Source organism: Xanthobacter nonsaccharivorans, from assembly GCF_043194755.2.
GTDB classification, from domain to species: Bacteria; Pseudomonadota; Alphaproteobacteria; order Rhizobiales; family Xanthobacteraceae; genus Xanthobacter; species Xanthobacter autotrophicus_G.
This window is the reverse complement of the sequence record NZ_CM195526.1, coordinates 2,055,901-2,074,402: the sequence shown is the minus strand read 5'-3', so window position 1 is coordinate 2,074,402 and position 18,502 is coordinate 2,055,901. Positions and strand designations below refer to the sequence as shown.

25 protein-coding genes are annotated in these 18,502 nt (G+C 66.6%); all 25 read right to left on the bottom strand.

All coding sequences use genetic code 11. From position 1 onward, the window contains the following. Position 1: 1 nt before the first annotated feature. Positions 2 to 373, bottom strand: coding sequence for a putative entry exclusion protein TrbK-alt (trbK-alt, locus tag V5F59_RS09410; protein ID WP_509211228.1), 372 nt, complete (start codon positions 371 to 373; stop codon positions 2 to 4). A 23-nt stretch (positions 374 to 396) separates the two neighbouring features. After that, complete coding sequence (gene trbJ, locus V5F59_RS09405; RefSeq protein ID WP_393981493.1) at positions 397 to 1,158, bottom strand: P-type conjugative transfer protein TrbJ; 762 nt, start codon at positions 1,156 to 1,158, stop codon at positions 397 to 399. Further along, positions 1,155 to 3,593 (bottom strand): conjugal transfer protein TrbE, encoded by a 2,439-nt coding sequence (gene trbE / locus V5F59_RS09400; RefSeq protein WP_393981495.1) that lies wholly within the window; start codon positions 3,591 to 3,593, stop codon positions 1,155 to 1,157. The genes trbJ and trbE overlap by 4 nt, the downstream gene beginning before the upstream one ends. Positions 3,594 to 3,600: 7 nt before the next feature. Beyond that, entirely contained in the window at positions 3,601 to 3,879 is a 279-nt protein-coding gene (locus V5F59_RS09395) for a VirB3 family type IV secretion system protein (protein WP_393981497.1), read from the bottom strand. Continuing rightward, positions 3,879 to 4,211, bottom strand: a complete 333-nt coding sequence (locus V5F59_RS09390; RefSeq protein WP_393981499.1) for a TrbC/VirB2 family type IV secretion system protein — start codon at positions 4,209 to 4,211, stop codon at positions 3,879 to 3,881. The genes V5F59_RS09395 and V5F59_RS09390 overlap by 1 nt, the downstream gene beginning before the upstream one ends. After that, a complete protein-coding gene (gene trbB, locus V5F59_RS09385) occupies positions 4,208 to 5,191 on the bottom strand; it encodes a P-type conjugative transfer ATPase TrbB (RefSeq protein ID WP_393981501.1) in 984 nt (327 codons plus the stop codon). Before trbB ends, V5F59_RS09390 begins: the two co-directional genes overlap by 4 nt. 169 nt (positions 5,192 to 5,360) lie before the next feature. Then, on the bottom strand, positions 5,361 to 5,795 hold the full coding sequence (locus tag V5F59_RS09380; RefSeq protein WP_393981503.1) for a ribbon-helix-helix protein, CopG family: 435 nt from the start codon (positions 5,793 to 5,795) through the stop codon (positions 5,361 to 5,363). Positions 5,796 to 5,801: 6 nt separating this feature from the next. Further along, on the bottom strand, positions 5,802 to 7,790 hold the full coding sequence (locus V5F59_RS09375; RefSeq protein WP_393981505.1) for a conjugal transfer protein TraG: 1,989 nt from the start codon (positions 7,788 to 7,790) through the stop codon (positions 5,802 to 5,804). 31 nt (positions 7,791 to 7,821) lie between these two features. Next, entirely contained in the window at positions 7,822 to 9,561 is a 1,740-nt protein-coding gene (locus V5F59_RS09370; protein ID WP_393981507.1) for a relaxase/mobilization nuclease domain-containing protein, read from the bottom strand. A gap of 244 nt (positions 9,562 to 9,805) precedes the next feature. Beyond that, positions 9,806 to 10,579: a lytic transglycosylase domain-containing protein gene (locus tag V5F59_RS09365; RefSeq protein ID WP_393981509.1), complete on the bottom strand. Its 774-nt coding sequence runs from the start codon at positions 10,577 to 10,579 to the stop codon at positions 9,806 to 9,808. A gap of 4 nt (positions 10,580 to 10,583) precedes the next feature. Then, positions 10,584 to 10,919, bottom strand: coding sequence for a DUF736 domain-containing protein (locus tag V5F59_RS09360; RefSeq protein WP_393981511.1), 336 nt, complete (start codon positions 10,917 to 10,919; stop codon positions 10,584 to 10,586). Between the two features lie 47 nt (positions 10,920 to 10,966). After that, positions 10,967 to 11,512 carry a S26 family signal peptidase gene (locus tag V5F59_RS09355; protein WP_393981513.1) on the bottom strand — a complete coding sequence of 182 codons (546 nt, stop codon included), beginning with the start codon at positions 11,510 to 11,512 and terminating at the stop codon, positions 10,967 to 10,969. Beyond that, a complete protein-coding gene (locus tag V5F59_RS09350; RefSeq protein ID WP_393981515.1) occupies positions 11,509 to 12,030 on the bottom strand; it encodes a DUF2840 domain-containing protein in 522 nt (173 codons plus the stop codon). The genes V5F59_RS09355 and V5F59_RS09350 overlap by 4 nt, the downstream gene beginning before the upstream one ends. Continuing rightward, positions 12,027 to 12,281, bottom strand: a complete 255-nt coding sequence (locus tag V5F59_RS09345; RefSeq protein WP_393981517.1) for a hypothetical protein — start codon at positions 12,279 to 12,281, stop codon at positions 12,027 to 12,029. The genes V5F59_RS09350 and V5F59_RS09345 overlap by 4 nt, the downstream gene beginning before the upstream one ends. Beyond that, on the bottom strand, positions 12,278 to 12,916 hold the full coding sequence (parA, locus tag V5F59_RS09340; protein WP_393981519.1) for a ParA family partition ATPase: 639 nt from the start codon (positions 12,914 to 12,916) through the stop codon (positions 12,278 to 12,280). The genes V5F59_RS09345 and parA overlap by 4 nt, the downstream gene beginning before the upstream one ends. Positions 12,917 to 13,127: 211 nt before the next feature. Next, on the bottom strand, positions 13,128 to 14,009 hold the full coding sequence (locus V5F59_RS09335; protein ID WP_393981521.1) for a replication initiator protein A: 882 nt from the start codon (positions 14,007 to 14,009) through the stop codon (positions 13,128 to 13,130). A gap of 11 nt (positions 14,010 to 14,020) precedes the next feature. Beyond that, a complete protein-coding gene (locus V5F59_RS09330; protein WP_393981523.1) occupies positions 14,021 to 14,302 on the bottom strand; it encodes a helix-turn-helix transcriptional regulator in 282 nt (93 codons plus the stop codon). Between the two features lie 135 nt (positions 14,303 to 14,437). Continuing rightward, on the bottom strand, positions 14,438 to 14,809 hold the full coding sequence (locus V5F59_RS09325; RefSeq protein WP_393981525.1) for a DUF2285 domain-containing protein: 372 nt from the start codon (positions 14,807 to 14,809) through the stop codon (positions 14,438 to 14,440). A gap of 73 nt (positions 14,810 to 14,882) precedes the next feature. Next, positions 14,883 to 15,206, bottom strand: coding sequence for a transcriptional regulator domain-containing protein (locus tag V5F59_RS09320; protein WP_393981527.1), 324 nt, complete (start codon positions 15,204 to 15,206; stop codon positions 14,883 to 14,885). Positions 15,207 to 15,326: 120 nt separating this feature from the next. Further along, a complete protein-coding gene (locus V5F59_RS09315; RefSeq protein WP_393981529.1) occupies positions 15,327 to 15,590 on the bottom strand; it encodes a DNA -binding domain-containing protein in 264 nt (87 codons plus the stop codon). 132 nt (positions 15,591 to 15,722) lie between these two features. Continuing rightward, positions 15,723 to 15,956, bottom strand: a complete 234-nt coding sequence (locus tag V5F59_RS09310) for a helix-turn-helix domain-containing protein (RefSeq protein WP_332119582.1) — start codon at positions 15,954 to 15,956, stop codon at positions 15,723 to 15,725. Between the two features lie 178 nt (positions 15,957 to 16,134). Further along, the gene (locus V5F59_RS09305) at positions 16,135 to 16,461 is read right to left on the bottom strand and encodes a DUF736 domain-containing protein (RefSeq protein WP_300301142.1); all 327 of its coding nucleotides are present in this window, start codon (positions 16,459 to 16,461) and stop codon (positions 16,135 to 16,137) included. 479 nt (positions 16,462 to 16,940) lie between these two features. Further along, a complete protein-coding gene (locus V5F59_RS09300) occupies positions 16,941 to 17,468 on the bottom strand; it encodes a hypothetical protein (RefSeq protein ID WP_445329488.1) in 528 nt (175 codons plus the stop codon). 141 nt (positions 17,469 to 17,609) lie between these two features. Continuing rightward, entirely contained in the window at positions 17,610 to 17,777 is a 168-nt protein-coding gene (locus V5F59_RS09295) for a hypothetical protein (protein ID WP_203192657.1), read from the bottom strand. A 275-nt stretch (positions 17,778 to 18,052) separates the two neighbouring features. Further along, positions 18,053 to 18,466, bottom strand: a complete 414-nt coding sequence (locus V5F59_RS09290; protein ID WP_393981532.1) for a MerR family transcriptional regulator — start codon at positions 18,464 to 18,466, stop codon at positions 18,053 to 18,055. Positions 18,467 to 18,502 lie beyond the last annotated feature (36 nt).

Below are 18,502 nucleotides of genomic sequence, written 5' to 3'. Positions count from 1 at the left end.
GCTATCGGGCCTCGTCTTGCCGCGGCGCTGTTTCCTGGGGCGTAGGATTATCCGGCGTCGTGTTCCGCGCGTCGGCGTCAGGCTGGGGCCGCGGAGCATCCGCCGCATCGGGCAGGCGCTCCATGGGGTGCGCGCCCGGTGTGAGAAACCGCTCGCGGTTTTCCGCCCAGGCGCGCAGGCACGTGGCGTCACGGGGGCCGGCCTCGCCGAGGCGTTGGCAACGGATCAGCTCGGTGCGGAGCGGATCGGCCTGCGAATTCTCGACCCGCCCTGCGGACCAGCCGGCGGGCTCGTCCTCCTTTCGGGTCAGCTCGATCGCGGTCGCGGTAACCGCGACCGCGACGAACACCACGGCGCCGAGGCGAGCCAGCATCTTTCCGTCCATGACGCCGCCCCTTAGTTGCCGCCGTAGAACATCTTGGCGTTGCCTGGCTGGTAGCCGGTGCCCGGAGTCAGGAAGCGCCGACGCTGCTCGCGCCCTTGCTCGGCGGCCGTGGCCTGTTCGGCCGACTGGAGCGCCTGCGCCCGGCCGTTGGCGGCGACAACGGCGGTGAGGTCGGCGAGCTGTTGGGCCTGGAGTGCGAGAAGCTGGTTGCCGGCCTGCGTCGCCTGCAATGCGCCGGTCGCGCCCTGGCTCTGACCGACCAGTGCCGACATCTCCGCACGGTTGGTGTCGATGTTGCCGACAACGCCGGCCTGCACCCGCATGGCATCCTGCAATCCGCCGACGGTGTTCTGCCAGCGCTCGCGCGCCTGCGCCACGAGCTGCTGGTCAGAGGCCGACATCGACGCATTGCCGTAGGTGGATGTGAAGGCCTGGTCGATCTGTTGGACATCGTAGGCGATGCGCTGCGCCTCGCCGAGGAGCTGCTGCGTCCGTTGCACGGATTGCTGCAGCCGCTGGAGCGAGGAGTAAGGCAGGCTCGCCAGATTGCGCGCCTGGTTGATCAACATCGTCGCCTCGTTCTGAAGCGATGTGATCTGATTGTTGATCTGCTCCAGCGCGCGAGCCGCGGAGAGAACATTCTGCACGTAGTTCGTCGGGTCGTAGACGATCCATTGCGCGGATGCGGGCGTGACCATCACGGGCGATAGCGCCACGGGAATCGAAAGGATGGACGCGGCGAGAAACGCCGCGCGTGAGCGACGGAAGATCATGGCTTGCTCTCCAGGTTGGTGAGGTCGGGAATGAGGTCGGACGCCCAGGCGACGCCGCGCAGCCGCAGCCAGGCCGGCAGGAAACCGTCGCGGCCGTGTTCGGCGATAGTGCGCTCGATGGCGGCCTGGTCGGTCTTCGACGAGGCGGCGCACAGCGCCAACGCAACGTCGGACAGGCCGAGCTCGAACAGCCGGTTGCCGCGGCGGGACTGGCAGTAATAGTCGCGCTTGGGCATCGCGCGGGCGAGGATCTCGATCTGGCGGTCGTTGAGGCCGAAGCGCCGGTAGATCGCGGTGATCTGCGGTTCGATCGCGCGCTCGTTCGGCAATAGGAGCCTGGTCTGGCAGCTCTCGATGATGGCGGGCGCAATCGCCGAACCGTCGATGTCGGAGAGTGACTGGGTGGCGAAGACGACGGAGGCGTTCTTCTTGCGGAGCGTCTTCAGCCATTCGCGGAGCTGGCCGGCGAAGCCCTCGTCGTCGAGCGCCAGCCAGCCTTCGTCGACGATGAGCAGCGTGGGGCTGCCATCCAGGCGATCCTCGATGCGATGGAACAGGTAGGCGAGCACGGCCGGCGCAGCGCCCGTTCCGATCAGGCCCTCGGTCTCGAACGCTTGCACCGGGGCTGCGCCGAGGTGCTCGCTTTCGGCGTCGAGCAGCCGGCCATAGGCGCCGCCGACGCAATATGGTCGTAGCGCCTGCTTGAGGTCGCTCGATTGAAGGAGGACGGCGAGCCCGGTGATGGTGCGCTCGCCAACAGGCGCGCTCGCGAGCGAGGTCAGCGCCGTCCAGATATATTCCTTCACCTCCGGCGAGATCGTCACGCCCTCACGCATCAGGATCGCGACGATCCAGTCGGCGGCCCAGGCCCGTTCCGGCACTTCATGAATGCCGGCGAGAGGTTGCAGCGACACGCTGTCGGCCGCGCCCTCCGTCAACCCGCCGCCGAGATCGTGCCAATCGCCGCCCATGGCGAGCGCCGCGGCGCGGATAGAGCCGCCGAAATCGAAGGCGAAGACCTGCGAGCCCGAATAGCGCCGGAACTGAAGCGCCATCAGCGCCAACAGCACGGACTTGCCGGCGCCGGTCGGCCCGACGACGAGCGTGTGGCCGACGTCGCCGACATGAAGGGAAAACCGGAACGGGGTCGAGCCTTCGGTCCTGCCATAAAGCAAGGGGGGTTGCCCGAAATGCTCGTCCCGTTCCGGCCCCGCCCACACCGCCGACAGCGGGATCATATGGGCGAGATTGAGCGTCGAGATCGGAGGTTGCCGCACGTTGGCGTAGACATGGCCGGGCAGCGAGCCGAGCCAGGCGTCGACGGCGTTGATCGTCTCGGCCATCGCGGTGAAGTCGCGGCCATGAATGATCTTCTCCACCAAGCGCAGCTTCTCCGCTGCGATGCGTGGATCGGCGTCCCAGACGGTGACCGTCGCGGTGACATAGGCCTGACCGGCATAGTCGGCGCCAAGTTCCTGAAGCGCGAGATCGGCATCGGCCGCCTTGTTCGCCGCATCGGTATCGACGAGCACCGAAGCCTCGTTGGTCATCACCTCCTTGAGGATCGCCATGATGCTCTTGCGCTTGGCGAACCATTGCCGCCGGATCTTGGTGAGCAGCTTAGTGGCATCGGTCTTGTCGAGAAGGACAGCGCGCGTCGACCAGCGATATGGAAAGGCCAGCCGGTTGAGGTCGTCGAGCAACCCGGGCGTGGTCGCGGTCGGAAAACCGACAATAGTGAGGATGCGGAGATGCGTGTCGCCCAGGCGCGGCTCCAGCCCGCCCGTGAGCGGTTGATCGGCCAGCAGCGCGTCGAGATACATCGGCGTCTCGGGCACGCGCACGCGATGGCGCCTGGTCGAGACGGTCGAATGGAGATAGGTCAGCGTCTCGCCATCATCGAGCCATGCGCATTCCGGCATGAAGTTTTCGATGAGCTGAAGCACGCGGTCGGTTCGATCAGCGAAGCCGCGCAGGGCCTCATGCGGGTCGATGCCGTTCTCGGCCTTTCCTTCATAGAGCAAGCTCTCGGCGCGGGCAGCGTCCTCGGCCGGCGGCAGATAGACGAAGGTCAGGAAATAGCTGGACTCGAAGTGCGAGGCGTCTTCCTCGAAGTTCGCCTTGCGCTCGGCGTCGACCAGGGCTGACGCGGCCTCGGGAAATCGGCTCGCCGGATAGGCCCCGGCGCCATGGCGTTGCGCCTCGACGAATATCGCCCATCCCGAACCGAGGCGACGGAAGGCGTTGTTGAGTCGGCCGGCGACGGCGACGAGTTCGGCCGGCACCGCGGAGTCGAGGTCGGGACCGCGAAACCGGGCGGTGCGTTGGAAGCTGCCGTCCTTGTTGAGAACGATGCCCTCGCCGGCGAGCGCGGCCCAGGGCAGGAAATCCGCGAGGCGGATTGAGGTCCGGCGATATTCGGCGAGGTTCATCATCGGGGCCTCACGCGCTCAGGTGGCCGGGGATGCGCAGGTGACGCCGCACCACGTCCACGAATTGCGGATCGCGCTTGGCCGCCCAAACGGCGGCGAAGTGTCCGATCGCCCAGAGCCCGAGACCGACGAGCCAGAGACGCAGGCCGAGGCCGAGCGCGGCGGCCAGCGTGCCGTTGAGGATGGCGATCGAACGCGGAGCGCCGCCGAGCAGGATGTGCTCGGTCAGCGCCCGGTGGACCGGGACGGCGTAGCCCGGCACTTCGCCGCTGTCGATCAGGCTCGCCATCAGACGAGTGCTCCACCGCCGAAGGAGAAGAAGGACAGGAAGAAGCTCGACGCGGCGAAGGCGATCGACAGGCCGAAGACGATCTGGATCAGCTTCCGCGCGCCGCCTGATGTGTCGCCGAAAGCGAGCGTAAGGCCGGTGATGATGATGATCATCACAGCGATGATCTTGGCCACAGGTCCCTCAATCGATTCGAGGATGGACTGCAGCGGGGCTTCCCAAGGCATGGACGAGCCGGAAGCATATGCGGCGGGAGCCATCATCATGCTGACGAAGGCGACGGCCGCCGCCGTCGAGATTTGGCGGCGGAGGCGCAGGCAATGACGATTCATGGGAGATCTCCTGAGATGGGCTGGGTTGTGGGGGTGACGCGGTAGTCGCCGTCCGGCTTGAGACCCTCGACGCGGGCGAGTTCGGCGAGGCGACGGGTCGAGCCTCGGCCGCTGAGCACCGCGACGAGATCGATGGTCTCGGCGATCAGCGCGCGGGGGACGGTCACGACAGCTTCCTGGATGAGCTGTTCGAGGCGGCGCAGCGCGCCGAGCGCGGTGCCGGCGTGGATGGTGCCGACGCCGCCGGGGTGGCCCGTGCCCCATGCTTTGAGGAGATCGAGCGCTTCGGAACCGCGCACCTCGCCGATCGGGATGCGGTCGGGGCGCAGGCGAAGCGAGGAGCGGACGAGATCGGAGAGCGAGGCGACGCCGTCCTTGGTGCGCATCGCAACGAGGTTCGGCGCGGCGCATTGCAGTTCGCGCGTATCCTCGATCAGCACGACGCGGTCGGAGGTCTTCGACACCTCGGCGAGCAGCGCATTGGTGAGCGTGGTCTTGCCGGTGGACGTGCCGCCGGCGACGAGAATGTTGCGCCGGTCGGCGACGGCCTGACGAAGGATCGCGGCCTGGTCGGCTGACATGATCTCGGTCGCGACGTAGTCCTGCAACGTGAAGACCGCGACGGCCGGCTTGCGGATCGCGAAGGCCGGAGCTGTTACGACGGGTGGCAGCAGACCCTCGAACCGCTCGCCGGTCTCGGGCAGTTCGGCCGAGACGCGCGGGCTGCCCGCATGAACCTCGGCGCCGACATGGTGCGCGACCAGACGCACGATGCGCTCGCCGTCGGCGGCGGACAGGCGCTCGCCTGTGTCGGAAAGTCCCTCCGACAGGCGGTCGATCCAGAGCCGCCCGTCGGGATTGAGCATCACCTCGACGATCGACGGGTCTTCCAGGAATCCGGCGATGGCGGGGCCAAGCGCGGTGCGCAACATGCGTGCGCCGCGAAGTATCGCCTCGGATTGTTGGTGAGAAACCGCCATGTCGTCCCCGTTCCGTGCGGGACCGCAGACAAGCGGCCCTGGATCGGGGATGAGTAGAAGAGGCAGAAATTGGGGCGTGGCAACAACCGGAATGTGGTCGTAGCGCTCTGGCGTACAAAGACAGGGGAACGGCGGTACTGATGAATACTTGCGATGCCGCGAGCGATGATTATTCCGCGTCCGCGACGCCCGACACGTCTTCCGAAATCTCCTGACGCAGCTTCGGTCCCTTGGCGAGTCGCCGGCCGAGCGCAGCGACGAAGGCGTCGTATCGCTCGCCTGCCTGAGCACGCGCCGCGGCCTGGGCAGGTTCCGGCAGTGGCGGATTGGTCGTTAGCCAGAAGCGGACGAAGACGGCCAGCATTTCGACGGAGATGCCGAGGTTGCGTTCCATCCGCGTCATGCGCCGGTCGAGCTGGTCGAGACGCTTGGTGGTCGCTGCTTCCTGCCGTTCGGCGGCATCGGGCGACAGGAAGGAAGCGATGGCCGCTTCGGCAATCAGGGAGCGTGATTGGTCGCGCCGTGCGGCATAGACCGCCAGCGCCTTCATGACGTCCGGGTCGAGATAAACCGACAGGCGCTGCTTTTTTGATGCCTTCGTCATCGCACCTCACAGGTCCATGCCGTCATTGGGGTCGAGCGAGACCTGCCGGGCTACCCCTTGCATGACCTGGTTCATCCGGCTCATTCGGGCGCTGTCGTCTTCCTCGTCGTCGCCGAAGTCGGCGGCGAACTCGTTGTCGATCGGCGCCTTCTTCTCGACGGTCCCGGCCTTGTTCAGCTCGGGCTGGTGGCGGCGTTCCGAGCCGGTCGGGTCCTCGTCGTCGCTCTGGCCATCCTTCGCGGCGGCATCCTCGATCTCCGGGCGCGCCGGCAATGCTAGGCTGCTCCAATCGTCGGCCTTCGCCGTGGTTTGTTTCGTGAGCTCCGGCGGCGGCAGGATGCGCTCCTGAAACCGACGATCCTCGAAGTAGCGGGCCTTCTTCGCCCGGATCGGCGGAGTGCCCGCGACCATGATGATCTCGTCCGCAGGTGGGAGCTGCATGACCTCGCCGGGCGTCAGCAGCGGCCGCGCTGTCTCCGAGCGCGAGACCATCAGATGGCCAAGCCAGGGACTGAGCCTGTGCCCGGCATAGTTCCGCATCGCCCGCATCTCGGTCGCGGTGCCGAGCGCATCGGAAACGCGCTTGGCGGTCCGCTCGTCGTTGGTCGCGAAGCTGACGCGCACATGGCAGTTGTCGAGGATCGAGTTGTTCGGCCCATAGGCCTTCTCGATCTGGTTCAGCGACTGCGCGATCAGGAAGCTCTTCAGGCCGTAGCCGGCCATGAACGCCAGAGCGGACTCGAAGAAGTCGAGGCGACCGAGTGCCGGGAACTCGTCGAGCATGAGGAGCAGCCGGTGCCGCCCGCCCTTGGCCCGCAGGTCCTCGGTCAATCGCCGGCCGACCTGATTGAGGATCAGCCGGATCAGCGGCTTGGTGCGTGCGATGTCGGAGGGTGGCACAACGAGGTAGAGTGTCGACGGCCGGGCTCCGCCGACGATGTCGGTGATGCGCCAGTCGCAGCGGCGCGTGACGGCGGCCACGACGGGGTCGCGGTAGAGCCCGAGAAAGGACATCGCGGTCGACAGCACGCCCGAGCGCTCGTTGTCGGACTTGTTCAGCAATTCCCGGGCGGCGGATGCTATGACCGGGTGGGGTCCGGCCGCGCCGAGATGGGCGGTCTTCATCATGGCGGCAAGCGTCGACTCGATCGGCCGCTTCGGATCGGACAGGAAGGCGGCGACGCCGGCGAGCGTCTTGTCGGCCTCGGCATAGAGGACGTGCAGGATAGCGCCGACGAGAAGCGCGTGACTGGTCTTCTCCCAGTGGTTCCGCTTTTCGAGCGACCCTTCGGGATCGACCAGGATGTCGGCGATGTTCTGAACGTCGCGAACTTCCCATTCACCGCGGCGGACCTCGAGCAGCGGATTGTAGGCAGCCGACTTCGCGTTGGTCGGGTCGAAGAGCAGCACCCGGCCATGCCGCGCGCGGAAGCCGGCCGTGAGCTGCCAGTTCTCGCCCTTGATGTCGTGGACGATGGCTGAGCCCGGCCAGGTCAAGAGCGACGGCACCACGAGGCCGACGCCTTTGCCGGAGCGGGTCGGCGCGAAGCAGAGCACATGCTCGGGTCCGTCGTGGCGCAGATAGGTGCGATCGAGCTTGCCGAGCACGACGCCGTCGGGTCCGAGCAACCCAGCGGATTCCACCTCGTCGGGCCGGGCCCAGCGCGCAGAGCCGTAGGTCTCGACGTTCTTGGCCTCGCGAGCTCGCCACACCGACATGCCGATCGCGACCGCGATCGCGATGAAGCCGCCGGATGCCGCGATGTAGGCGCCCTCGACGAAGATCGGCGGCGCGTAGGCATCGTATAAATACCACCACCAAAAGAAGGCAGGCGGATAGTAGACGGGCCAGCCGAACAGCTCGAACCATGGCCGGCCGAGCTGCGGCTGGAAGCCGAGTTGCCAGGCCGTCCACTGTGTCGCGGTCCAGGTCGTGACGAGCACGATCAGGAAGACGACGAGGATCTGGCCCCAGAGAATCTTGGTGGCGGACATTGCGGGGTCCTTTCTTCGTGAAGAGTGGTGGTCACAGGCCGAGCCCCCGCTTGCGGCCAAAGCTCCAGTCGATGCCGCCGTCGCCGCGCGCGAGGCCGGAGACATGGCGGCCGAGTTGCTTTTCGAGTGAGGGGGACCAGGGCACGAGCTGGAAGCCGAGGCCGTCGTCGATCATTGCGAACCGGCCGGAGGCGAGCGCGAAGCGCTGCCGATAGGTGCCGGAGACATATTCGCCGGTCGAAGCGCGCGTCAGCGGCCGTCCGCTCTCCGACGCCAGCTTCTCACCGAGCGCGTCCAGCTCACGGCGGCGTAGCGTCTCGATCAGGTTACGGCTGAAGCTGACACCGCGGGCCTGACGTTCGGCGAGGCCTTGCCCGAGCAGATGTTCGGCGCGGCGATCCATCGCCCCGCGCACCTCGGCGCCGAAGCCGCCGCCACCGAGGCCGACCGGTTGGCGGGCGATAGCCTGACGGTCGAGCCAAGTCGCGCCTGTCGCCGTGATCTGGCGCTCGATCGAGAGGTCCGAGCGGACCGCCAGCGCGACGCGCCGCCGGCCCTGGGCATCGTCGAACTTGCGCAGTTCGACGATGGAGCCCGGCGTGCTGTCGCCGGCGGCATCGAGATCGGGCAGCTTGATGTGGTGGGTGCGGCCGTCGACGCCATCGACCACGGCATAGGCCGTGCCCTTCAGCTCGTCGTCGAGGCCACGGGCGACCAACCGGCCGACGACGGGATCGTCCAGGCTCTCGCCGGCCAGCACATAATTGGCCGCGCCGCGCTCGATGCCCCGCTCGGCTAGGCCGCGATGAATGCGCTTGATGATGTCGCCGCGTTCGCCCAGCTCGCGCAGCGTCGCCTCGGCATTCTCCGACATGGCCCATTGGCCGGGACTGAACTGGTTGGCGAGACCGAGCGATTCCAGCTTGCGCAGTCGCCCGACCTTGAGCGCATGGAATTCGTCGGGTTGGCGGTCGGGATGCGGCGCGAGGTCGATGACGCCGGTGCGGGTGCTGTCGCGCGCGAGCTGCCGGTCGAGGTTGGTCCAACGCTCGGCGGCTATCTGGCGTTCGAGCGTGCGGCGGATCTCCTGATCGGTGCGGGGGCCGAGCTCCTGGGTGATCAGATCGCGCGCTCGATCGCGCATGCCCTCCTTGATGTAGTCGCGCGAGATGACGAGATTCTCGCCGTCCTCGCGCACGCCACGCACGATCAGGTGGACGTGCGGATGCTCGGTGTTCCAATGATCGACGCCGACCCAATCGAGATTCGTGCCGAGGTCCTTTTCCATCTGCCCGACGAGGTCGCGGGTGAAAGTCTTGAGGTCGGACATCTCCACGGCGTCGTCTGGCGAGACGATGAACCGGAAATGATGCCGGTCATCCTCGCACCGCTCCGCGAATGCTTGTCGATCGGCATCGTCCGTGCCGGGGCCGAATAGCCGGGCCTTCTCTCCGTCCCGGGTGACGCCCTCGCGGCGCAGATAGCTGAGGTGGGTCGCGAGCGGCGCGGCGCGTCCGCCGTGGCGGACGACACGCGCCTTGACGACAGCGCCGCGCGAGCGGGAGGTGATGAGCCGGTTGGCCTGCACCGATGCGCGCTGGCCCCGGCCGAACCGGGAACGGTGGTTCGGCCCGATCGCCCCCTTGCGGGAGATCGTTCCGCCGGCGCGCTGGGCCGCCGCCAGCGCCTGCGCGATGAAGGGCCTGGCGCGCTGCGCGCTGGGCGAACGGATGCGGCCTGGCCGGATGCGGAAATCGTCCTCGCCGCTCATGGTCGCGATCCCGCACATCGCGCAACGGCGCTGATTTTCTTCTGAAATTGCCGAAGCCGCAGGCTGCGCCGATCAGGCGCACCTCGCGAATTCGCCTCGTAAGCCCCTGAAAAAACACGACCGAACCGACGCGCACATCGCGCCCCTTTATCCTGCCATCGTGCGGTCGTGTTACCTCGCTCCCCCCTCGGCGCCCTCCATGATGCGCCGGGGCACGCCAGACTGCGATGCGGTCGAGGCACCGTCATCGCGGCCCTCCAGCATCTGGTCGCACGACAAACAGGCCGGAGGACTGCGGCGTGATCGCGGAAATCTCGCGCAGCGTAGCCGCCGTCTGAGCGCCTTCAGAACGGCCCCCGGTCTGTACCCGATCAGCAGAGGTCGTGCCGTCGGCTTGCGCGATGAACAGCGGCGCGCGCGTCCACGCCTGTGGATCGGCGGTCGCGACAGTGACGGTTCCGGCGATCTCGCCGTCGCCGACAAGAGGTGCGAGGGCCGCGACATAGGCTCGCGTTTCTGCCGGTAACGCACGGCCGTCCGCAAGATATTCGTCGTAGCGGCCGGGACCGGCGTTGTAGGCCGCAAGGAAGCCCGGCGAGCCGTAACGGTCGTGCATTTCGCGCAGGTAGGCCGCGCCTGCCAGGATGTTGTCGCGCGGGTCGTAGGGGTCGTTACCGAGACGATGGCGGATACGCAGCGCCGCCCAGGTATCGGGCATGATCTGCATGAGCCCCATCGCACCCGCTCGGGAGATCGCGCGCACGTCGCCCGCGCTTTCGGCGCGTATGACGGCGCGAATCCAGGCCGCCGGAACGCCGAAGCGCTGCGAGGCCTCGGCAACATAGGCGGCGATCGGATCGGCAGGTTCGGTTCGCTCGACCGCGCTCTGAGCCAGAGTGGCGGCGGGCGATCCGGCGCCGAAAAGCAGACCGGAAAGGAGAAGGATGGCGAGATGCCGGGCGGCATGCGTCCGCCCGGAATCCACGAAGCGCCTGTGAGGTGAGTGAAGCGTCCGCATGGCCTCAGTCCCGCTCGCCGCGCTTCGGCGGACGGTTCCAGTGGAGGCCCCAAGTCGTCTTATCGTCGCCGGATTGGAACAGATTGGCGCGCACTGGCTGCGCGAAGACGGGATCGTCGAGGAGCAGCGAGACGTACTCGCCGGCCTTCTCGCCGGTGCGCTTCCAGCCGGCGCCGACCTCGGGGCCATCTTCGTCGCCGAGATGGACGCGGTAGTCCGGCGCGTTCTCGGCGTCTGAAGGTTCGGCCGGAAAGAGAGAAAGCGCGGCGTCGAGGGTGAGCGTGTGGACGCGGCCGGAATAGCCGGATTTCGTGCGGGTGAACTGACCGATCTGTGGCATGGGAAGGTTCCTTCTGCTGCTTGTGAGGGAGAGGTTCGGCGCGCCCCTCAACGTGTTTGGGCACGCCATTCGAAGTGGCCGCTGTCGTCTTCGTCGGTCCACACCGGCATCGCGCGGCCAATGATCGAGCTGGTGGGAATGGGACCGAAGTAGCGGCCGTCGAGGCTGTCGCGGACGGACCAGTTCATGAGGAAGATCTCGCCGTCCGCGATGCGCCGGCAGCCCTGCCAGACCGGCAGATCCCGGCCGAGGCGGTCACGTCGCAGCGCCTCTCCCATCGCGATGCCATCGACGGTGATGCGAGCGCCGGTTCGGCAGACCTGCTGCCCCGGAAGGCCGGCAACGCGCTTCATGAGCGGGACGCCGCGCGGCAGGTAGCCGCGCTCGGCCAGGAACGTGGCGAGCGGTTCGGGAGCGGCCACGGCGACCAGGTCAGTCACTTCGAGACGCGGTGATCGGTCGACGGAATAGAGCCCGATCGGCGTGCTGGCCGAGGCGTTCCAAATCAGCTTCGGCGCATTGTGGATGAACGACAGGCCGCCGATCAGCATCACGGCGAAATACGTCGTCATGACGTAGCCGAAGCGGGTCATGGCTCGGCACTCCGGCGCTTCAGGAATGCCCGATGCTGCTCGAACGTGTAGGCACGAGGCTCGTGGCCTGCCGTCAGGCGGTTGTGGATGTGCCGCCAATGATCGGGCGAGACCGCTGCCGGATCGATGTTGCGCGCTTCGATGGCGTCGATGAGTTGGAGTACGTGCTCGACCTTCGGCCAGCCTTCGAGCTTGAGCAGGATGTCGCCGCCAGGGCGCACGAACGGCAGCGTCTGATAGGGTTGGCGCGGCGAGACGGCGCGCACGATGTCGATGCGCGAGATGATCGTGCCGAAGTCGTTGGAGGCCCAGCGGACGAACGCGAAGATGCTGCCCGGCTGGTAGGAGAGGACACGCCGGCGGCGATCCAGAATCTGTTCGTGGACGTCGTCTCCGAACCGGATCCAGTATTCGATCCTCTTCTCGATCCAGGTCAGTTCGACATGAGTCAGATGGTCGGACGCGAGCGCGGACGGCGACGGGCCGCTGCGCACGCGCGAGGCCGCGGTGCCGGTCATGATGGGTCTCCTTCGGTCGGGGGAAATTCGCGCGCGAGCAGGTCGCGCAGCATGTCGGCGACCGTGACGCCGCGCCGGAATGCCGCGATCTTGATGCGCCCGCGCAATTCGGAGGTGACGTCGATGGTCAATCGCGCCGAGAACGCGGCGATGCCCGGGTCGCGCGCAGGCGGCGCCGCTGACGATTTGATCCAGTGTTCAGCACCGCCGGGCCGGGCTGCGAAGCCGCGTTTCTGAGACGGCCCGGTCATAGTCCGAGCCTCCCGATCTCGACGCACAGCGCGGCGATCTCGCGCGCGGCCGGGCTGTCGTCGTCGACCTCCGACACCAGGCGTCCGGACTGCGCCGTATCGGCGAAGGCAACGCGCTGGCCGATGGTGGATGCCAGCACCGGCGGATCGTGATCGGCGAGCGTCTCGGCCGTTTCGCGAGCGATGACGGTTCGTGCGCCGCATCGGTTCAGCACGAAGCGGGCCGCGAGCTGCGGACGATAGATGCGCGCCTCGCCGAGCAGCGCCAGCATCTCGGCCGAGGCCCAGCCGTCGAATGGCGACGGCTGCACCGGGATCAGGACGAGATCGGCGGCGAGCAATGCGGAACGCATCAGCCCGGCGACGCGGGGCGGCCCGTCGATGACGATGTGATCGGCGTCGCGCGCCAGCTCCGGCGCTTCGCGGTGGAGCGTGTCACGCGCCAGGCCGACGACGCCGAAGAGGCGCGGCAGGCACTCGCGCGCGCGTTGCTGTGACCAGTCGAGCGCAGAGCCTTGCGGGTCCGCGTCGATCACGGTGACGCGCTGGCCGCGTCGCGCCCATTCGCCGGCGAGGTGCAGCGCGAGCGTCGTCTTGCCGACACCACCCTTCTGGTTGAGGAGCGCGACGATCATGACGCGCTCCCGGCCGCTGGCCGGCGGTTATCCGCAGGCGGGCAAAACGCGGCACCCGTTAGAAGAATTCCGTAGGAATTCTGGTTAGAGAAGTTACGGGTGCCGCAAGCTTTTGATTCGATACGCGGAATCGTCGATTCCGGTCCCCGATAGCACGAGGATCGGGTCCCCGATGGCACGATAGGGGCGGTCCCTGATAGCACGAGGCAATTCACAGCTTATCCCCAGGGCGCGTGTTGGAACGGCGGCGTCGCGGCGCGCCGAACGGCGCCGGATCGGTCGGGGCGAAGGAAAGGCGATCGGGGCCGCTGGTCGGCTGCTCGATGGTCAGCCGGTAACCGGGCAGTGCCTGACGGCGGACGATGTCGCGCAGGTCGTAGGCGAAGTGCTTGAGCGGCGAGAGCGAGCCGGACTTGGCGTGGAGGTGGATGAAATCGAAGCTCCAGCCGAACTCCTGGCGGCCGCCATGCTTGCGCACGAGCCGGTAGAGCCAGCGTTCGAGCCCGCCCGTGAGATCGAAGTAGGCGCGGTCGATCGTCAGCACGAGCGCGTCGTCGAGGACCGCGGCGTAGAACCAGTCGGGCACGATCAGCTCGAGGCCAAGGGGCCGTCCTCGGCTGTCGGCTTTCTCCTTCCACTCGTTGATCCAGGAGAAGCGATGCATCCGCCGCTCGGTGGGCTGGCGGATCGATGTGGCGACCGTGGTTGACTGTAGACGGTCGAGCGCGGCCTTGAGGCGGTCGTAGTCGCGCAGCGACACGCCGCGGCCGATGAAGTTCAGGATCTCATACGGGGTGGTGCCCATGAGCCGCGACGGGCGTAGGCCGGCGTCGCGCGCTTCGACGATCTGGGAGGCTGCCCAGATCAGCACGTCCGCGTCCCAGATGGTCGCCATGCCATGCTCGGGGACGGCTTCGACGCGGATGACGATCGAGCCCGCCTTGAAGTCGATCGGCGCCAGGCGCTTCGACTTGGCGAGCGAGAAGAACGGATAGGCCATGAGGTCCTGCGCATCTCGCGGCGCGAGGTCGCCGGGCAGCGCTCGGAAGAGATCGAGCTGCTCGCGTTCGCTACTGTGATGGCGGGACGACATGCCGGCACGTCTCAGCGCGCGTGGCGGCCGGCGTGGACCGGCGTCGTCGGTTCATGACGCTTAGCGGGAAGGACGGCGCCGCGCGGATCCGACGTGGATGTGACTGCACCCCGATCGGCCCAGGCCTGCAGGTCGTCGATAGCGTAGACGACACGGCCGCCGAGCTTGCGATACGCCGGGCCGGTTCCGTAGGTCCGGTGTTTTTCCAGCGTGCGGCCGGAAAGACCTAAGAAACGAGCGGCTTCAGGGGTGCGTAGAAAGCGCGGCGGCAAACCGGCGAGGTTGGCGGACATGATCGGGCCTCCGGGGCGTTCGTTGAGGCCGCTGGCGATCAGCGGCGGGCGAAGGCCACGGTGGCGAAGAGCTGCTGTCTGGGGGGATGGTGAAGATAGAGGGGGCTATTTCGCACCCCCTGCAATGGGACGCCGTCAGCGCCGTCGGCGTCGACGCAGCAGATCACGATAGCCGCCATCGACCATGGCGAGGCCATCGCGCACGAGCCGAATGGTGGAATCGCGAAGCGCTGATGTTTTCCAGGAGTCGGAGGCGACGCGGGACACGCCGAACATCACCTCCGCAATCTCCCGGTAGGTCGCACGGCAGGCGCGGCCGTCAAAGGCCCGCAGCATGTGACGGAGGCGCTGCCGGCGCTGAAGCGTCACGCGCAGATCGGCGGGCGGAGGCGGCGCTTGGAGCCCGCCCCAGAGGCGCGAGATGGCCTCGATCCGATCTGGTGCATCAGTGTCCAGCGGGACGACCGCGGCCAGCGGCTGGTCGGGTTCGATGCCGCCGAGCAGCACGACGTGGACTGCGTCGGCGCCGTCTCCGTGGATTGCGTGGAGTTCGTGCGCGCTGCGGTGCGTTGCGCTCGGATCAAGTGCGGGCAGTGGTGCGCCGGCCGAGCCAAGGGATGGCGACGCGATCAGCAGAACCTTTCCAAGGTCGGCCTCCGTCGTCCAGTGAACCGGCTCCTCGATGGCGCTGTGGCTTGGGTGGGCAGGGAAATTGCAACCCCCAGCGCAGGCGGAACGACGTGGTCGCCTGCTTAGGGTCATCCATCTCTTTCAACGCTTTTGCATAGTCGCGCTGGTAATCGACATTTCGGCGCAAGCATTCCCACGCCAGGTCGGAAATGCCGAGATCGTCGAAATAGTCGTAACTGGTCGAAACTCGCCACTGCGATGGGTCCGGCGCCATCGATTACCTCCTGGCTCACATGGTTCATGTCTCCGGGCCGGATACGATTCCCGGTTGAGCTGGATCAGGGAAGACCCGGAAAAAGCGCCGCGTGATCGCTGCGGCGCATCGCGGACCCGTTCAGTGATGGCCGCGCCGAAGCAGGTCGCGGTAACCGTGTTCGGTCATCCATCGGGCGCGCAGGAGATGGCATTCATGGATGTGCCGAGCGCGCTCGGGATCATCACGGGGGTCAATGCCGAACAAAATGGTAACCGCCTCGCGCCAGTCCGCGCCCTCGGCATCGGCGTCGAGCAGGCGAACGTAGAGCTTCAAATGTTTGATGTCGTAGTCGGTCAGCGACGCGCCTCCGGGCGGTTCGTCAAGAAAATCCGGCGCGGTCATGATGGGTCCCCCGACACATCAACGGCGACAGCCATTCGATTCCGGGTCGACTTTATCGAAGTTTTGAATTGTCGTAAGCTGTACGCGTAGACATCGCGTGATGCAGTGCAGACATCACTACGCGCCGCACTGTCAATCTTCGTCGGCGTCCTGCCGCTCAGCCCGTTCAAAAAACGCGACCGGATCGATTTCAAGCACGATCGCCAGCTTTTCCAGCATATCGATCGTCGCGGCGTGCTGTTCCCGCTCAAGCATGCCGACATAGTTGCGATTGATCTCGGCACGATCGGCAAGTTCCTCCTGCGACAAGCCCTTGGCGTGTCTCAGTCGACGCAAATTTCTGGCGACAAGCTCCCGCAATCTCATGCGGAGAGGTCGCCGTTTCCCCTAATATACTGCCACCTAGTAAACTAGTGATTCGTACATGAGAAAAGGCCCGGAGTCATTTTTCCGGGATGATCGGGAGCTTTCGGCCGCCTGCAGGACCCGATTCCCACAGGCGTGATGCCCCGCCCGGTAATCCGGACGGGGCATCGGTGGTGGCTCAGTCGCCATTCCGGCGGTTGGGCCGGGACCAGATGAGGCTGTAACCGTCGCCATCCTCGTCGTCGAAAAGGTTGGCGTAGATCGGGGCGTTGAAGCTCGGGTCGTCCAGCTTCAGGCCGAGATAGTCGCGGCCCTCGTTGGAGCGCTTGGACCAGGCGGCGCCGATCTCGGCTCGGCCGACGAAGACGCGGTGGCTGGGAGCGTTCTCGCCGGTGGAGCGGGCGTCGGGGACGATGCGGACGTTCTTGGTCTGGACGCTGAGGGTGACGATTTCGCCGGTGAACTCGTTCGAGCCGGTCTTCTTGAAGGTGCCGATGGTCGCCATGGGAAGTCTCCTTGATCTGTCCTTCGAGCCCGCACCATTGCGGCCTCGATGGTGATCGACCGGCCGGAGGCGATCGACGGCGCACCCGCAGGGCTTCAGACAGCAGAGGAGGGACTTTCTTGTCCCGCGAGGAATGACGGCGTAGCCGGCAGGGGAAGAAAGTCTTGACGGCGCTGTTGCGCCATAGGCGATCGAGGCGAAGCCGTCCTTCGGCCAGATACACCCATCGAAGAGGCCGTCTTGGAGCGCTCGACTGGGCAGAGCCGATCAACGGAGACGGTGGCGCCCCCCTCGGTGCCCGGTGAATACGCGGCACTATCACCGGCGGTCCTTGTCTCCCGGTCCCGACGCAGCGCGTGCATCGGTTCCCACGCCACGCTTCCGGTCAGAACGCTAAAGCTCCTGCACCATCAATGTGCCGAGTCATCGACGCCCGCTGGTCAAGATTGCTCAACCGGCCGCCGCCTCCCGGCCCGAATCTAACGGCCCATCGCCGCCTGACCCCTGCCTGTTCCACGATGCTGAGGACGGCTTCGATATGCCTCTGGTCCGCCGCGACGTTGCGAGGATGTCAGCCCCGAGCGAGGTTCTGCCCGGATCGGGGCGGGCTCGGCGCCCGCGATCCGAATCCAGGCCGTCGCGCCGATAGCGATGGCGCCGATCACGGAGAAGATGAACTGCCAGGTCTCCGAAGGCATGGCATGCTTCGCGATACCGTGAACGGCATGGTAGCCGGCGATGGCCGCCGGTGCCGCGAAGACAAGTCCGATGGTCAGCCGGAGCCAGACCGGACGCACCAGGGCGAAGAGGAACTGGCCGATGCCGAGCATCAGCCCGGCGGCGAGGAGCCCGACGACGATGCTGCCGGGCCAGCCCGCCCCAGTGCCATAGGCCCACGTGCCGACGGTGATGCCCGCGAACAAGGGCAGCGCGTAGATAGCGAGGGTGAAGAGCAGCCAGCAGACGACGCCAATTGCTGTGATGCTCAAGAGAATGCCGAGTACCATGGTGGTGTGCTCCGTGAGATGAAGGTCTACGGTCGCGCCTTCCACCACCACCACGGCGCAGATGTCAGTATAGCCGAAGTTGAGTGATGGCGGCAGCGGAAATCCGTTCGGATTTCCGCTCGGCCGAGCGGACCGTCGCCCTCAAGGGGCGAATGGATCGACTTCGCGGATGATCGCCGAGGCGTCTCCGTCGTATTCGGAGGCAGGCATGACACTCATCGTGCCGTCGCCTGCTTTGAAGATGACGATCGCGACCATGAGCGTGGTGGCGAGGCTGAAGGCGAAGGCGTGAGCGTCGTTGAGGGACATTGTTCCGACTCCTGTCTGGAGGCGGGGGACCATCCCCCGCGCGACAGGCGCCCGATGTGTCCGGCCGAGGGCCGCAATCACCGCGGAGGCGAAGCCTCAAGGCCGCACGCTCGCGTAGCCGACCCTTCACGGGTTGATGGCGTCAGGCCATCGATTGGACCAAGGATCAGCGCATTGCGAGCGGGGTGGTGCCTCGTTCGGACAGACCCGGAGAGGGAAGTGGACTGCTGCGTGTGAAGCTTACGCTTAGGCTGGCTAAATCGTGAGTGCCGCCGTCATGATGCCAGCGCGTCCAGAACCGGGCACTCCGGAACATCCTCGCCGGAGCATCGCGAGGCGGTCGCCGCCAGCACCTTTTCGATCCGCTTGAGGTCGGCGATCTTCGCTCGCACGTCCATGAGGTGTCGCTCGGTCCGCTCCTTCACCTCGGCACAGGTCTGAGTGCCGCCATCGACAAGTTCGAGCAAGCCGCGGATTTGCTCGATGGCGAAGCCGAGCTCACGGGCGCGTAGAATGAAGCGCAGGCGGGAGACGTGGCCCTCGTCATAGACGCGGTACCCTGACGCGGTGCGCGGCGGATCGGGCATCATGCCGATCTTCTCGTAATAGCGGATGGTTTCGAGATTGCAGCCCGTGCGCCGGGCGAGTTTGGCCCGCTGCAACCCTCTCCCTGAAACGTGATCGCTCATCGTTCGAAAAGCCTCTTGAGCCTGTAGTTGCTACAG

What these genes read in the sequence shown, in the direction of transcription:
- V5F59_RS09290 (WP_393981532.1), bottom strand. Translation starts at nt 18,466, where the DNA reads ATGAGCGATCACGTTTCAGGGAGAGGGTTGCAGCGGGCCAAACTCGCC.
- V5F59_RS09335 (WP_393981521.1), bottom strand. Translation starts at nt 14,009, where the DNA reads ATGTCGTCCCGCCATCACAGTAGCGAACGCGAGCAGCTCGATCTCTTC.
- V5F59_RS09375 (WP_393981505.1), bottom strand. Translation starts at nt 7,790, where the DNA reads ATGTCCGCCACCAAGATTCTCTGGGGCCAGATCCTCGTCGTCTTCCTG.
- V5F59_RS09295 (WP_203192657.1), bottom strand. Translation starts at nt 17,777, where the DNA reads ATGTCCCTCAACGACGCTCACGCCTTCGCCTTCAGCCTCGCCACCACG.
- V5F59_RS09365 (WP_393981509.1), bottom strand. Translation starts at nt 10,579, where the DNA reads ATGCGGACGCTTCACTCACCTCACAGGCGCTTCGTGGATTCCGGGCGG.
- V5F59_RS09395 (WP_393981497.1), bottom strand. Translation starts at nt 3,879, where the DNA reads ATGGCGAGCCTGATCGACAGCGGCGAAGTGCCGGGCTACGCCGTCCCG.
- V5F59_RS09320 (WP_393981527.1), bottom strand. Translation starts at nt 15,206, where the DNA reads ATGGCGCCGGACCCATCGCAGTGGCGAGTTTCGACCAGTTACGACTAT.
- V5F59_RS09390 (WP_393981499.1), bottom strand. Translation starts at nt 4,211, where the DNA reads ATGAATCGTCATTGCCTGCGCCTCCGCCGCCAAATCTCGACGGCGGCG.
- V5F59_RS09380 (WP_393981503.1), bottom strand. Translation starts at nt 5,795, where the DNA reads ATGACGAAGGCATCAAAAAAGCAGCGCCTGTCGGTTTATCTCGACCCG.
- V5F59_RS09350 (WP_393981515.1), bottom strand. Translation starts at nt 12,030, where the DNA reads ATGACCGGCACCGCGGCCTCGCGCGTGCGCAGCGGCCCGTCGCCGTCC.
- V5F59_RS09310 (WP_332119582.1), bottom strand. Translation starts at nt 15,956, where the DNA reads ATGAGATTGCGGGAGCTTGTCGCCAGAAATTTGCGTCGACTGAGACAC.
- trbE (WP_393981495.1), bottom strand. Translation starts at nt 3,593, where the DNA reads ATGATGAACCTCGCCGAATATCGCCGGACCTCAATCCGCCTCGCGGAT.
- V5F59_RS09355 (WP_393981513.1), bottom strand. Translation starts at nt 11,512, where the DNA reads ATGACCCGCTTCGGCTACGTCATGACGACGTATTTCGCCGTGATGCTG.
- trbJ (WP_393981493.1), bottom strand. Translation starts at nt 1,158, where the DNA reads ATGATCTTCCGTCGCTCACGCGCGGCGTTTCTCGCCGCGTCCATCCTT.
- V5F59_RS09300 (WP_445329488.1), bottom strand. Translation starts at nt 17,468, where the DNA reads ATGGTACTCGGCATTCTCTTGAGCATCACAGCAATTGGCGTCGTCTGC.
- parA (WP_393981519.1), bottom strand. Translation starts at nt 12,916, where the DNA reads ATGATCGTCGCGCTCCTCAACCAGAAGGGTGGTGTCGGCAAGACGACG.
- V5F59_RS09330 (WP_393981523.1), bottom strand. Translation starts at nt 14,302, where the DNA reads ATGTCCGCCAACCTCGCCGGTTTGCCGCCGCGCTTTCTACGCACCCCT.
- trbK-alt (WP_509211228.1), bottom strand. Translation starts at nt 373, where the DNA reads ATGCTGGCTCGCCTCGGCGCCGTGGTGTTCGTCGCGGTCGCGGTTACC.
- V5F59_RS09315 (WP_393981529.1), bottom strand. Translation starts at nt 15,590, where the DNA reads ATGACCGCGCCGGATTTTCTTGACGAACCGCCCGGAGGCGCGTCGCTG.
- V5F59_RS09360 (WP_393981511.1), bottom strand. Translation starts at nt 10,919, where the DNA reads ATGCCACAGATCGGTCAGTTCACCCGCACGAAATCCGGCTATTCCGGC.
- trbB (WP_393981501.1), bottom strand. Translation starts at nt 5,191, where the DNA reads ATGGCGGTTTCTCACCAACAATCCGAGGCGATACTTCGCGGCGCACGC.
- V5F59_RS09305 (WP_300301142.1), bottom strand. Translation starts at nt 16,461, where the DNA reads ATGGCGACCATCGGCACCTTCAAGAAGACCGGCTCGAACGAGTTCACC.
- V5F59_RS09345 (WP_393981517.1), bottom strand. Translation starts at nt 12,281, where the DNA reads ATGACCGGGCCGTCTCAGAAACGCGGCTTCGCAGCCCGGCCCGGCGGT.
- V5F59_RS09370 (WP_393981507.1), bottom strand. Translation starts at nt 9,561, where the DNA reads ATGAGCGGCGAGGACGATTTCCGCATCCGGCCAGGCCGCATCCGTTCG.